This is a genomic window from Marinobacter sp. LV10R520-4 (assembly GCF_002563815.1).
Lineage (GTDB): Bacteria > Pseudomonadota > Gammaproteobacteria > Pseudomonadales > Oleiphilaceae > Marinobacter.
Genome location: NZ_PDJM01000001.1, coordinates 1,336,307 through 1,349,069, shown reverse-complemented (window position 1 = coordinate 1,349,069; position 12,763 = coordinate 1,336,307). Strand labels below are relative to the sequence as shown.

The 12,763-nt window shown below is 55.2% G+C and carries 10 protein-coding genes, 2 pseudogenes and 1 riboswitch; of the genes and pseudogenes, 7 read left to right on the top strand and 5 right to left on the bottom strand.

Features of this window, described 5'->3' with window-relative positions; genetic code table 11:
* Positions 1 to 69: 69 nt before the first annotated feature.
* From istB to ATG98_RS06340, 3 genes and pseudogenes are all read right to left on the bottom strand, one after another.
* Positions 70 to 759, bottom strand: a pseudogene (istB, locus tag ATG98_RS06350) (IS21-like element helper ATPase IstB); the annotation flags it as partial.
* A 108-nt stretch (positions 760 to 867) separates the two neighbouring features.
* Positions 868 to 1,317, bottom strand: a complete 450-nt coding sequence (locus ATG98_RS06345) for an OsmC family protein (protein WP_218925842.1) — start codon at positions 1,315 to 1,317, stop codon at positions 868 to 870.
* Positions 1,318 to 1,600: 283 nt separating this feature from the next.
* Positions 1,601 to 2,866 (bottom strand): annotated as a pseudogene (locus ATG98_RS06340) (ISNCY family transposase); the annotation flags it as partial.
* A 169-nt stretch (positions 2,867 to 3,035) separates the two neighbouring features.
* On the opposite strand from ATG98_RS06340, the gene ATG98_RS21450 reads away from it, so the two are divergent.
* The 3 genes from ATG98_RS21450 to edd all read left to right on the top strand — a co-directional run bounded on the left by ATG98_RS21450 (position 3,036) and on the right by edd (position 6,038).
* Positions 3,036 to 3,320, top strand: a complete 285-nt coding sequence (locus tag ATG98_RS21450) for a hypothetical protein (protein ID WP_143751163.1) — start codon at positions 3,036 to 3,038, stop codon at positions 3,318 to 3,320.
* A gap of 155 nt (positions 3,321 to 3,475) precedes the next feature.
* Positions 3,476 to 4,126 carry a bifunctional 4-hydroxy-2-oxoglutarate aldolase/2-dehydro-3-deoxy-phosphogluconate aldolase gene (locus ATG98_RS06335; RefSeq protein WP_098424388.1) on the top strand — a complete coding sequence of 217 codons (651 nt, stop codon included), beginning with the start codon at positions 3,476 to 3,478 and terminating at the stop codon, positions 4,124 to 4,126.
* A 91-nt stretch (positions 4,127 to 4,217) separates the two neighbouring features.
* The gene (gene edd / locus ATG98_RS06330; RefSeq protein WP_098422433.1) at positions 4,218 to 6,038 is read left to right on the top strand and encodes a phosphogluconate dehydratase; all 1,821 of its coding nucleotides are present in this window, start codon (positions 4,218 to 4,220) and stop codon (positions 6,036 to 6,038) included.
* Between the two features lie 79 nt (positions 6,039 to 6,117).
* Here the strand turns inward: edd and ATG98_RS06325 are convergent, their stop codons facing one another.
* Positions 6,118 to 6,732, bottom strand: coding sequence for a histidine phosphatase family protein (locus ATG98_RS06325; RefSeq protein WP_098420049.1), 615 nt, complete (start codon positions 6,730 to 6,732; stop codon positions 6,118 to 6,120).
* On the bottom strand, positions 6,725 to 7,816 hold the full coding sequence (gene cobT, locus ATG98_RS06320) for a nicotinate-nucleotide--dimethylbenzimidazole phosphoribosyltransferase (RefSeq protein WP_098424387.1): 1,092 nt from the start codon (positions 7,814 to 7,816) through the stop codon (positions 6,725 to 6,727). The genes ATG98_RS06325 and cobT overlap by 8 nt, the downstream gene beginning before the upstream one ends.
* A 189-nt stretch (positions 7,817 to 8,005) precedes the next feature.
* On the opposite strand from cobT, the gene cobU reads away from it, so the two are divergent.
* The 4 genes from cobU (at position 8,006) to ATG98_RS06300 (ending at position 12,740) form a co-directional block, all read left to right on the top strand.
* Positions 8,006 to 8,524 carry a bifunctional adenosylcobinamide kinase/adenosylcobinamide-phosphate guanylyltransferase gene (gene cobU / locus ATG98_RS06315; protein WP_098424386.1) on the top strand — a complete coding sequence of 173 codons (519 nt, stop codon included), beginning with the start codon at positions 8,006 to 8,008 and terminating at the stop codon, positions 8,522 to 8,524.
* Positions 8,524 to 9,510: an adenosylcobinamide-phosphate synthase CbiB gene (gene cbiB / locus ATG98_RS06310; RefSeq protein WP_098422432.1), complete on the top strand. Its 987-nt coding sequence runs from the start codon at positions 8,524 to 8,526 to the stop codon at positions 9,508 to 9,510. Before cobU ends, cbiB begins: the two co-directional genes overlap by 1 nt.
* A complete protein-coding gene (gene cobD / locus ATG98_RS06305; RefSeq protein ID WP_098420046.1) occupies positions 9,510 to 10,529 on the top strand; it encodes a threonine-phosphate decarboxylase CobD in 1,020 nt (339 codons plus the stop codon). Before cbiB ends, cobD begins: the two co-directional genes overlap by 1 nt.
* A gap of 28 nt (positions 10,530 to 10,557) precedes the next feature.
* Positions 10,558 to 10,768, top strand: a riboswitch (cobalamin riboswitch).
* A 160-nt stretch (positions 10,769 to 10,928) separates the two neighbouring features.
* A complete protein-coding gene (locus ATG98_RS06300; protein WP_098422431.1) occupies positions 10,929 to 12,740 on the top strand; it encodes a TonB-dependent receptor domain-containing protein in 1,812 nt (603 codons plus the stop codon).
* Positions 12,741 to 12,763: the final 23 nt, after the last annotated feature.

The window sequence follows — 12,763 nt, the reverse complement described above, 5'->3', positions numbered from 1 at the left end:
TGAAGCCTGCCACCCGGACCGGAGCAAGGCTGCCACCCATCGGAGCGTGGCGACGCGGGGGTTTCATTATTACTCCGAAGCCGTGGTGCCCGTCAACTTTGCTTGTCGTTTTCGCATGGATTCACCCCTGAGATTGATCTTGTAGGCGTTGTGAACCAGCCGATCCAGAATGGCATCCGCCAGAGTGGCGTCACCGATCACGTCATGCCATTCCTCGATAGGGAGTTGGCTGGTGGCGATGGTGGAGCGACGGCCGTAACGGTCTTCCAGCACTTCCAGCAAGTCTCTTCGGTTCTCTGCACTCAGTTTCATGAGCCCCCAATCGTCCAGGATCAGTACATCGACTTTGGCGAGATTTGCTAGCAGTTTGGGGTACTGACCGTCTCCTTTAGCGATGGTCAGTTCTCGTAGCAGCCGGGTCAGGCGAACGTATTGCGCGGTGTAGCCTTCCCGGCAGGCTTTGTGCGCCAAGGCACAGGCCAGCCAGGTTTTGCCAACGCCGGTGGGGCCGGTAATGAGCACATTCAGGTGTTCCTTCACCCATTGGCAGCTTGCCAGGGATTGGATCAGTCCCTTATCCAGACCCCGTGAGTTCCGGTAATCCAGGTCTTCGAGAACGGCGGTGTGTCGCAGTCCAGCCCGGCGCAGCCGGCTGGTCAGGCGTCGGTTATCTCGTTCGGTCATCTCCCGATCGACCAGCAGTCTAAGGCGTTCCTCGAAGCTCAGTTCGGTGATATCAGGCGTGTCCGACTGATCAGACCTCGGTTCGCAGGGTTTTCAATATAAAACAAAAAACCCAGCCGACTGCCACATCTGCTGGGTTTTTATCTGTAGTAAGGATATGTTCGTCAGGCTCTTTTCGCAGCCTTAAATACGAGTCCATTGAGTGTGCATCGACACGCTGGCATCGCGCAAGAGATTATAAACAGGGCAACGCTCGGCTACTGCATCTTGCAGCATTTGCAGGCGCTCGGCGGATTCATCGGTTTTGATATTCACTGCAAAAGTAAGGCTTTGGAAATGGGTGGAAACATCCGGCTGCCCCATTAGTCCACGAAGATCAACCATCCCTTTGGTGTCGAAGGTCAGTTCGCTGAACTCAAAATTTAACTCTTTCGCAACGAGCGGGATCATCACTCCTTTGCAGCCATTAAGCGATGCCACAAGATATTCTAACGGGTTCGGGCCTTGATCTTGGCCGCCCAGGGCTTTAGGTTCGTCCATCACCACAGGATCAAAGCCACGTATCTGACTATGGGTTTGCAGGCCCGAGCGCCATTCGCTTCGGGCTGCAACTTCTAATATATTTGTATCCACGGGCTCTCCTAAATACTTGCTTTGAAGCTTTTGGGTGAGCCTATACTAAAAATTAAATAAAATTCTGTCAATACAATCGGTTAGACGTTATTAGCCTTAGCTTAGCTGAGAAAAACCCGGAGCACTTAAGCTCATCAGCTATTACTTAAACTGGAGCCTTATTAAAAAAGGCTTCAGCCTCACTCTAATATACTGTCGCAGACAGATGACATTCTAGGTGCAATCAAATCCAGCCAAACTTTCCCACCAACACCAGTAGCCCCAATAAGATGGCGCCCAACACGTGACCTTTCCACGTCGCTTTCGTGGCTCCGAACGCCCTTTTCAACTCTGAGATATTGCCTTCGATTCCGGCTCGGAAATGACGTAATGCGGTAAAGGTTTTCGACTTCACGCCCATGGCGGTGAGCGATACACCCACCGGCTTGTGAAACACAACGTGCTTAAGGCCCATTGCGCGTCCAGCCGCGACGTTCGCTTGGCTGGCGTAGCCGCCATCGGCAACCACGGAACGAGGCAGCTTGCCCAGGACAGAGCGATGATAATCCAGAACCGGCAGGAACAGCGCTTTGTCACTGGGGTTACCCTCTTCGATGGTTAACGCAGTAATAAAGCCCCTCACTTCAGTGCTCAGGTTGATTTTATGGCCGTATTGCACATCGCGGAATCCCTTGACGATAATGTCTGTGTGGGGTTCGAACAGGCTGACAATCTTGTCCGAAGAGGGCACCCGCTCACCCTGAATAACACGACGTTCGGTTTGTTCAATCACGCGCGAAGCCAGATCTCTGTAGTGCGCCAGAGCGCCAAGCCATTTCTGCTGCCGAGGCGCTGAAGTGTATGCGCTGTCGGTTACCTGCTGTTGCCCGCGATCCGCCTGCTTCAATACCCGTCGCACGATCTTCAACAACTCGGGATAGAGTTCATCCTTGGTCGCTTTTTTCGCGTTAAATATGCGAAATGCCAGTGATTTTGATGCTTTTCGCTTGTCGGTAAAGCGTATTTTCAGACCGGTTTCGGCCTTGCTTTTTGCCAGCAGCCGACTGATCACGCGAACGGCATCATCCAACAACTGGCTGTCACTGGGTGGGGCGATATTGCTGGCCACCACGGTACTGTCGATGCGCAGCTTATTCAGGGAAGCAATGCCTGTGTCCAGCAGGCTCCTTGTAAGCACGTGATGCGCCCGCTCCAGCGTTTCGGGCGTGATGCTGCGAATCGTGGACTGTAGGCATGACCGACTGGGTGACAGGTGCGCCGGCAATCGGGTAAACGTTCGATAGGTCACCGAATCCGACAAGTGGAAGGCCAGCTGTTCAAAGCTGAAACCCAGTTGCTGCCTCAACACAAGACACCGCAGAACACTCTCCGCACTGAGTCCGATCCGCCCCACAGCCGATACGGATGGGTCGATCAAATCCGCCGCGACCAGATCCAGAATCCCGGGATGCCTGTCCAAAATTTCCGACAGCTTCCGAAGCCTGACGCCATACTCGTGATTCGAGTACTCTTCGAATATACTGGCCTGAGCATTGCGGGTCTCTCGCATGCTGGATCCTCTTGGTTGTTTGATGTTTTTGGGTTGCACTTAAAACAGACCAAAGCCAAGAGGATTCTTTAACCTTTCTCCGAATTATTTCCTGAAAATCAGCCAGTTATTAGTTTCTGGATGGGCACTAGCTACTTACCTAGGGCGTGTCAAAAAAAACTGCCAACTTATGATTAACGCCCAGGGAAACGCTGATCAAAAGCCTGTCGCTTTAAAAACCGTAAAGCTGGCTCTGCAGGAACAGAATTTTATTGATGTCAGAGTTGCAAGCCAAATTGTGCGGGCAATGGTTTCTGAGGGCTGGGTTTCACTGTGTTTCAATTCGATATTCGGTAGTAAAAATATCAAAATAGGAATTTGTGGTTGGTATTTCTCACTTTGTCTGTCATTGTTTTTATATAATTACTACAAAATAGCGCAATCTGCGGCTTCCCGAGGTCGCCTGACAAATTGAGAGAATGAAATATGGTCCAACAGATTGACACCCGCTGTGACCTGGTAATGTTCGGCGCTCTGGGTGACCTCGCCCGTTGGTGTGTCGTCGGTATTCTGGAGTCCTTAAAGTCGCTGAGCTCTTTACTGTTAAATTCAATGGAAGAGAAAACCCATATGTCGCAGCTATCCGTGCATCATCGCCATCAAATTCAAGCCATGCTTGCAGCCTGCCCGTTGGTGCCGGTCATCACCATCCAACACCCCGACCATGCGGTACCGCTCGGAAGAGCTTTGGTGGCGGGTGGTATACGCATTCTTGAAGTCACACTGCGCACGGAATATGGCCTCGGTGCGATACGGCAATTGCGCAAGGCGTTGCCGGATGTCTGGGTAGGTGCTGGCACCGTTACGCAGGTTGGCCAGTACCGGGAAGCGGAAGCAGCAGGTGCACAGTTTGTAATTACCCCGGGGGTAACGGAGCAGCTCCTTGCTTATGGGTTGAATGCTCAGGCTCCCTTGCTGCCAGGCATTTCAACCATCTCTGAGATGATGATGGGCTACGCTATAGGGTATCGGGAATTTAAACTCTTTCCGGCGGAGGTTGTCGGTGGCGTCAAGGCATTACAGGCATTTTCGGGACCGTTTGCGGATGTGACGTTTTGTCCGACCGGCGGCATTCGCCGTGAAACTGCGAAGGATTATCTGGCTTTGGATAACGTGGTGGCGGTCGGCGGCACCTGGTTAACGCCGAAAGACCGGATTGAGGCCGAAGATTGGCGGGCTATTACCGACCTTGTGGCGGGAAGTCTGAACGATATCGCCTGATTTTTTTTGCTAGCAGCGCTATAACGCGGTGCTGGCAATAGATTGTTGAATCCCCTGCTTTCACCAAACGAATAATGGTTGGAGAAAATCTATGCACGCGACAGTTAATAAGGTTACACGGCGCATCATTGAACGCAGCCGCAGCACGCGAGACGACTATCTAAACCGAATGAACATTCTGAAAGAGTCATCGCCTCAGCGCAGTGTGCTGTCTTGCGGCAACCTCGCCCACGGCTTCGCTGCCTGTGGCAGTGGTGACAAGAACACCCTCAAGTTAATGAACAAGGCCAATGTGGCTATTGTTTCGGCCTACAACGATATGTTGTCGGCCCATCAGCCCTACCAGCGCTTTCCGGATCTGATTCGCAAGGCGGCCAACGGTATGGGCTCCGTTGCCCAGTTTGCCGGGGGCACGCCGGCGATGTGCGACGGGGTGACTCAGGGCCAGCCCGGCATGGAACTCAGTCTGTTTTCCCGGGATGTGATTGCCATGAGCACGGCGGTCGCCTTGAGCCACAACATGTTTGATGCCACTGTTTTATTGGGCATCTGTGACAAGATCGTGCCGGGGCTATTGCTTGGTTCGCTAAGCTTTGGTTACCTGCCGACCATACTGATACCGGCGGGGCCCATGCCGTCAGGCTTGCCAAACAAGGAAAAACAACGCATTCGCCAGTTGTATGCTGAGGGCAAGGTGAACAAGGATGAGCTGCTTGAAGCAGAGAGCAAGTCCTACCACAGTCCGGGAACCTGCACGTTTTACGGTACCGCGAACAGTAACCAGTTGCTGGTTGAGGTTATGGGGCTGCATCTGCCGGGCGCTGCGTTTATCAATCCCAACACACCTTTGCGGGACGAGCTGACGCGGGCCGCCACCGAGCAGGTCGTGAAGCTGTCGAAGCCTAACGGAGGCACGCTGGGGCTGGCGGATATGGTGAACGAAAAGAGCATCGTAAACGCGCTTGTGGCTTTGCTGGTCACTGGCGGTTCCACCAACCACACGATTCACTGGATCGCCATTGCAAGGGCGGCCGGTATTATTATTGACTGGAATGACTACGCGGAGCTGTCGTCAGTGGTGCCATCGATGACGCGTATTTATCCCAATGGTGAGGAAGACATCAACGCCTTTCATGATGCTGGCGGTACGCCATTTTTGATTCGCGAGTTGTTGTCCGAGGGGTATCTCCACGAGGATGTCGAAACGGTAGTCGGTCGGGGGCTTGAGCAATACACCCGCATGCCATCTATAAAGGATGACAAACTGATATGGTCGCCGGCTGCTGCCCAAACCCAGGCCCCGACCGTGCTGAGCAGCGCTGCAGAACCTTTCGCTCCCGACGGCGGCATGAAAGTGCTGGATGGCAATCTTGGCAGAGGCGTGATCAAGGTATCGGCGGTGAAAAAAGAGCACCACAGAGTGGAAGCTCCAGCGGTTATTTTTGATCACCAGAATGACCTGAAGGTAGCCTTTGACGCGGGTGAGCTGGATAAGGATTGCGTGGTTGTGGTGCGATTCCAGGGGCCGAAAGCCAATGGCATGCCGGAGTTGCACAAGTTAACCCCTTATTTGGGCGTGTTGCAGGATCGCGGGTTTCGTGTGGCTTTGGTAACGGATGGTCGTATGTCCGGTGCCTCCGGCAAGGTACCGGCTGCGATTCATGTATACCCGGAAGCCGCCAATGGTGGTCCGCTGTCGAAAATCCGTAATGGGGATATAATCTGTGTCGATGCAGAAGCCGGTAAGCTAGCCATCGCGCTCACGGATGAGGAACTGGATCAGCGGGCGCAGGTCACGGTGGATTTGAGTGCATCCCATACCGGTTTGGGACGTGAAATGTTTGGATGGATGCGCCGTGCTGCCAGCAGCCCGGAGGAGGGCGCTAGCTTTTTCTGGAATCACGATGCGTAACCGCAGCGAAGCAGCGCACTCATCCCGAATTCGAATGGGTTGAGCCAGGTTCTTTTGGGCCCGAATCTTCCCGTCGTGGTCAGTCGCTGATTAAACCGTGCCCGATCAGGCTTTGAAATCGGCCGTGGCTGGAGGTGTTGACCTGAATGCGGCTGCGGCAGGCGTAAGGTGTGCTTATGCCGGAAAACGCATGTTCCAGCGGTATGTGCAGCACATCTGCTGCAATCATCCGCACAATCCCGCCGTGGCAAACGATCAACACCCGTTTGCCCGCAAGCTGTTCCTGCCAGTGATACCAACGCGCAACTACCCGGGTCTGAAAGTCGCTGACCGGTTCGCCCGAGGGAGGGGTGTTGGTGACCGGATTGGCCCAGAACTGGCTGAGGCGTTCGCCATCGGTGGCCATCACTTCGTCAGCGGTGCGACCTTCCCAATCGCCGAAGTTAATTTCCCGCAGGTCGTCATCAAGGTGCAGGGGGATTTGATAGCGTTCTGCCAGTTCCCGCGCGAAATGAACGCAGCGCAGCATGGGTGAGCTCACAATAACGTCCCAATGATCTGCGCTGGTAATGGCATCGCGCACTTGCTGCCACCCGGCGGTGCTAAGAGGATCGTCTTTACTGCCCCGATACATGGGCCCGCCTTCCGGTTCGCCATGGCGGATCACATCAAAAATCGTGGTGGTGTCAGTCATTGCGGCTGTTCGCTCCAGATTCAGGTGCATCATTTTGGCCGTTATCTACGCCCGCGGTGTCAAAACTGGCCATATTATTGTGCAGAGCGCAGGCTGTGCGTATCAACGGAACCGCCAACGCTGCTCCGCTGCCCTCGCCCAGCCGCATGCCCATGTCCAATAGCGGTGTGGCCTTTAGTGCGTCCAGAATAGCCTGGTGGCCGGGCTCGGCAGAGCGATGGGAAAACAACAGCCAGGCGCGAATATCGGGCTGTTCACTCACCGCGATCAGCGCGGCTACCGACACAATAAAACCGTCTATCAGTACCGGTATGCCTCGGGCAGCACAGCCTGAAATGGCGCCGGCCAGAGCGGCAATTTCGAAGCCGCCAAAGGCCTTGAGTACCGCCATGGGGGTTTGGTCATCGTTGTGGCGTTGCAGTGCCCGAATAATCACTTCGGCTTTGTGGCGCACCCCGGCGCTGTCCAGACCTGTACCAGGCCCGGCCAGTCGCATCGGGTTTTTTTTCAGCAACGCACAGGCGATGGCGGCCGCAGAGGTCGTGTTGCCAATGCCCATTTCGCCGCCAATAAACAGATGGCAACCAGCACGGGCCGCGCGTTGGGCGGCCTCATCACCAAAGTGTATGGCTTTGGTGACCTGCTGGCTGGTCATTGCGTCTATCTCTACAAAGTTACGGGTGCTGGGCGCAATGCGGGCGTTAATCACACCCGGCAGATCCGGCGTGTCGGTAACGGTACCCAGGTTGATCACTTCCAGCGTCGCACCTAAAAGTTTTGCCAGCACACTGATGGCGGCGCCGCCGTTGGCAAAATTGGCAATCATCTGAGCGGTGACGGCTTGCGGGTAGGCAGAAATGGCTTCCGCGCAGACACCATGGTCGCCGGCAAATATGCTGATATGAATCTTGTCAGCTATTGGCTGCTTGGAGCTTTGCATGCTGGCCAGCTGCGTCGCAATGGTTTCCAACCGGCCCAATGATCCCGCAGGCTTGGTCAGCGTGTTCTGGCGCTGTGTGGCAAGCTCCAAAAAATGGGCGGAAGGAAGCGCGGGCGGGTTGGTCCAACTGACGGGAAATAACATGATAATTACCTGTAAACTGCAAACGCGTAGCGCCACGGCAATGGCCAACAATGTAATAGCCGGTGTCGGGGCGATAGTTAGGGCGATAGACTCTGGATGATACTCTGAGTAGTGCAGATCCGGTAGAGTTCAAGGCCCGCCAGCTTGCCGGCTACCACCTACTTTTTCACCCTGAGGACTGAAACCAACATGCACACTCTGGTTATTGGGGGCATTCGCTCCGGTAAAACCGCGATGGCGGAACGCCTTGCCCGCAACACCGACGGCGAGGTGGTGTACCTCGCCACCGCAACGGCCGGCGACGACGAAATGCGCAGGCGTATTGACCGCCATCAGCGCCAAAGGCCTGCTCACTGGGGCTTGAGTGAAGAGCCCCTGGCCCTGGCCTCAGTGCTTGCACTCTATGCCAGCGCAGACCAAAAAGCGCCTTGCATTCTGGTGGACTGCATGAGCCTGTGGGTGAGTAATCTGCTGCACGCCGGCGAGACCGTTTTCGCGTGGGAGCGGGAAGAGTTTTTAACACAGCTGGCCCAGTACCCGGGTAAGCTGATTATTGTCAGCAACGAAGTGGGGCTGGGTATTATTGGCATGGACCCACTTACCCGACGCTTTGGCGACGAACTGGGTTGGCTGAATCAGGCCCTTGCTGAGCGCTGCGACACGGTAATGATGAGCGTCGCCGGTTTGCCGGTGACTTTAAAATCGTAATGACTCTTTTTGTTGAATCCTTTCCCGACTCCCTTTTCGCTCACTTTTGTGGGCTTTTTCTGGTTTGTTTGCTGAGCCTTACCCTTGACCGATTATTGGGTGAACCCCGCCGGCTCCACCCACTGGCAGGCTTTGGCACTCTGGCCAGCGCTTTGGAACGCCTTCTTAACAAAGCGCCAAAAAATGCCTGGCGTAGCCTTATTCTGGGTGTTTTAGCCCTGTGTGCGCTTGTGCTGCCTCTGCTGTTTTTGGCGATCGGGTTGTCTGCTGCACTCGACGGCATCTGGCTGCTGCTGGCCCAGGCTGTGGCAGTGTATTTCGCGCTGTCCCTCCGGGGCCTGACAGAGCACGGCCTGGCGGTGGCAGAGCCGCTGCAAAGAGGCGAACTGAATGAAGCGCGGGAGCAGGTCAGCCGCATCGTCAGCCGTCAGGCCAGCGCCCTGGATGAAAAAGGCGTGGCAGCGGCTGCAACCGAATCGATGCTGGAAAATGGCGCTGATGCGGTATTCGCCAGCATTTTCTGGTTTTTGGTGGGCGGTATTCCTGGCGTTGTTGCGCATCGTGCGGTGAATACGCTGGACGCCATGTGGGGTTATCGCAACCCGCGGTTTTTATATTTTGGCCGCGCGGCTGCCCGGCTGGACGACGTAATGGGCTGGGTGCCTGCGCGGCTTACGGCACTCACCTACACGCTGTTAGGCAATCGCAAGCTGGCCTGGTACTGCTGGCGCCGGCAGGCGCCCCAATGGGACAGCCCCAACGCCGGCCCTGTGATGGCGGCCGGCGCGGGTGCACTAAATGTTCAACTCGGTGGCCCGTCGCCCTATGCGCAAGGTGTAAAACAGCGCCCGTATCTTGGCGGCACCAGTCCGGCCAGTGCCAACAGTATCCAGGCGGCTATTGCGCTAGTACGCCACGGCACCTGGCTTTGGTTGGCTGTTATATTCGTCATAACCGGCCTTGTTGCCGCGGTGGCGGGGTCGTGATGCCACAGCACGGCGGGCGGCTGAATAACGCGGCAAAACGCTGGGGCATTCCCCGCGAACAGTGGCTGGATTTGTCGACCGGCATCAACCCGTTGGGGTGGCCGGTGCCAGAATTGCCATCAGAAGTGTGGCAGCGCCTGCCAGAAGAAGACGATGGCCTGGAAGAGATTATCCGCAACTGGTCTGGCGCCCCCCTGGTTGCTGGTTGCGTGCCCGTTGCCGGTAGTCAGGCCGCCATTATGGCGCTGCCCAGCTTACGCAACCCCTGCCGTGTAGGCATACCCGTACCCGGCTATCGCGAGCACGGGCACCATTGGCGATCTGCCGGCCACGATATTGTTCCAGTAGGCCCCAAACAGATCCACGGCGGTGCCTCGGGTTGCGATGATCGTTGGCTGGATCAGCTTGACGTGCTGGTATGGATCAACCCTAACAACCCCACGGGTGCAGTCATTCCTCCCTCTACGCTGTTGCGCTGGCATCGGCGGTTGCAAAAACGTGGTGGTTGGCTGGTGGTGGACGAAGCCTTTATGGACTCAACGCCGGCTTTTAGCCTGGCCTGCCAGAGCGGCCGGCCGGGCCTGATTGTTCTGCGTTCACTGGGGAAGTTCTTTGGCCTGGCCGGGATACGTGCCGGCTTTGTGCTTGCCGATAAGAATCTTGCGAGCGCGCTGACGGAAAAGCTGGGGCCATGGGCGGTGAATGGCCCCGCGCGCCACGTGATGGCGCAGGCGCTGCTGGATTTAAACTGGCAGCAAAGTGCCTGTGCCCGTTTGCAGGGCGGCGCCCAACGGCTAAGAGAAATAGTGCACTCAGCCGGGCTGAACCCGATGGGTGGAAGCGCGTTGTTCCACACCGTTCGCACCGATGCACCGGCCATACTGGCGGACTGCCTTGCCGCGCAGGGAGTGCTGGTAAGAATATTTGAACAACCCGGGATGGTGCGCTTCGGCCTGGCGCCAGACGAGAGCCAATGGCGCCGTCTGGAAGCGGCACTGGCGGACGCCGTTCGTGATTAATCATTGACCAGACATTAACGCGTTGTTAGCCTTGAGTTCGTTTTCAGGTGTTGTTCTGGCGTAATCATCATCGCCACAACAGTGAAACGGGAAGCCGGTTAAAGTCCGGCACTGCCCCCGCAACGGTAAGTGAGTGAACGGCTAAGAAAGGTGCCACTGTGCAAACGCATGGGAAGGCTTGCGCCGTTCAGCAATACAGCTCACAAGTCCGGAGACCGGCCTGTTAACACACCGAACGCTGCGGAGGGCAGTTGCGGTGGGTAAACACCGACCCTGTTTCACGGCATTTCCCCACCTTTTGGAAGGCGTCCGCTTCGTTTGCGGCCGGCCGTCGCTTCCCTTTGCAGCACCAAAAAATCAGCCATGCGGGTGCGCGTGGTGTGGCTTTGAGTGCATTTTATGAAAGTTTTCCACTTTGTTGCCGGCAGTCTGCTGGTGCCTTTTGCATTAAGTCCTCTTTCTATTGCGGTTGCCCAGGAATCTACCGGCGCGACTCTGGATCCGATTGTTGTTACTGCTACGCTTGGCCCTAAAACTGTGGGTGAAAGCTTGGCGTCGGTGACGGTGATTGATGAGCAGAGTATCAGGGAAAAAAGTCCATCCGAATTTAGCGAATTACTGAGAGGGCAGCCGGGTGTGACAGTTTCTAGCAGTGGTTCTTTCGGTAAAGCCACCACTGTGTATGCTCGGGGCACGGCCAATGATTCAACTCTGTTGTTGGTGGATGGTATTCGCCTGCGGTCTGCCACTAGTGGCGGCGCCTCTTGGCAATACTTGCCTGTTGAGTTGATTGAACGAGTAGAGATTGTTCGGGGCCCAAGGAGCTCGTTGTACGGCTCCGATGCAGTTGGCAGTGTGATTCAGGCGTTTACGTTGAGCCCAAATGACGCGTCCAAGGGCTGGGTAGAAGCAGGTGCTGGAAACTTTAATACGCGTGAGGGAAGTGCTGGAGTGTCTGTTCGCTCTGGAAATACGCACCTTAGCCTTAGTGGACTGCATAAAGAAACAGACGGCACCGCCATCGTTACCAATGGTGAAGACAAAGGTTTTCATAATAGCGCCGGAGTCGCACGGGTGGTTCACGAATTGGATTCAGGCGGCGAAGCGAGTCTGTTAGTACTTCAAAGTGAAGGCAATACAGAATATGAGGGCGGCGACATTGATTTTATGCTCCGCACAGTTGGCTTGCGATTAGAAACTCCAATTAGTGACTACTGGAACAATGCCGTCCAGTTTTCAGAGTCTCGGGACGAGACAGAGAACTTCCCTACTTCGGGGACCCCCGACAACTACGATACACGTACACGAACCGCACGTTGGGATAATACATTTGCCTGGAGTGTGCATGAACTGGCGTTGGGGGCTGAGTTTTCGTCGGATGAGATCAGCAGCAGTCAAGATTATGCAGAAGACAGTCGCACCAATACCGGCTTGTATAGCCAACTGAGATTGAACTTTGGCCCTACCGACCTGCAAATGAGTTTACGCGCTGACGATAATGAAGCTTATGGCAAGAATGAAACAGGAGCGATCGCTTTCGGGCACTCGTTTGATCGCTCTCATCGGGTGCGTTTGAGCTATGGTACAGCGTTCCGTGCGCCAACATTTAATGACCTTTACTATCCTGGTGCAAACCCGCAGTTGAAAGCGGAGGAATCTAGCAGCGTAGAATTAGGGGTTAGCGGTCATTACCAACGCTGGTTTTGGGACGCTGCTGTGTTTCAGCTTGATGTTGACAACTTGATCGCCTGGCAGCCCGGGTCCAGTGGCATATGGTCGCCGATGAATGTCAATGAAGCGCGTATTCGAGGATTGGAGTGGAGCACTGGCTTTGAGCATGACGGTTGGAGAAGCGATGTTGCTCTTACGCTACTAGACCCAGAAAATCGTAAAACTGGAAAGCAGCTCGAGCGGCGCGCAGACAGGACGATAAGGTTCGATTTGAGTAAGCAGCTTGGAAACTGGAGTGCTGGTGGAACGTTTATAGCTGAAGGAGAACGTTACAACGATAGAAGCAATACCGATCTGTTGGCGGGTTTTGCCACTTTGGACCTCCGCGCAGGCTGGAACTTCGCACCAAACTGGAGCACCCGTTTAACGATGGCTAATGTGCTAGACAAAGAGTATTCAACCGCCAAGAAATCCAAGAACTTGAACTACATCTCAGCAGGCCGCACAGCCATGCTGACCGTTCGTTACGACATCCAGTAAGTTATAAATGCAGGAGTAAAGGC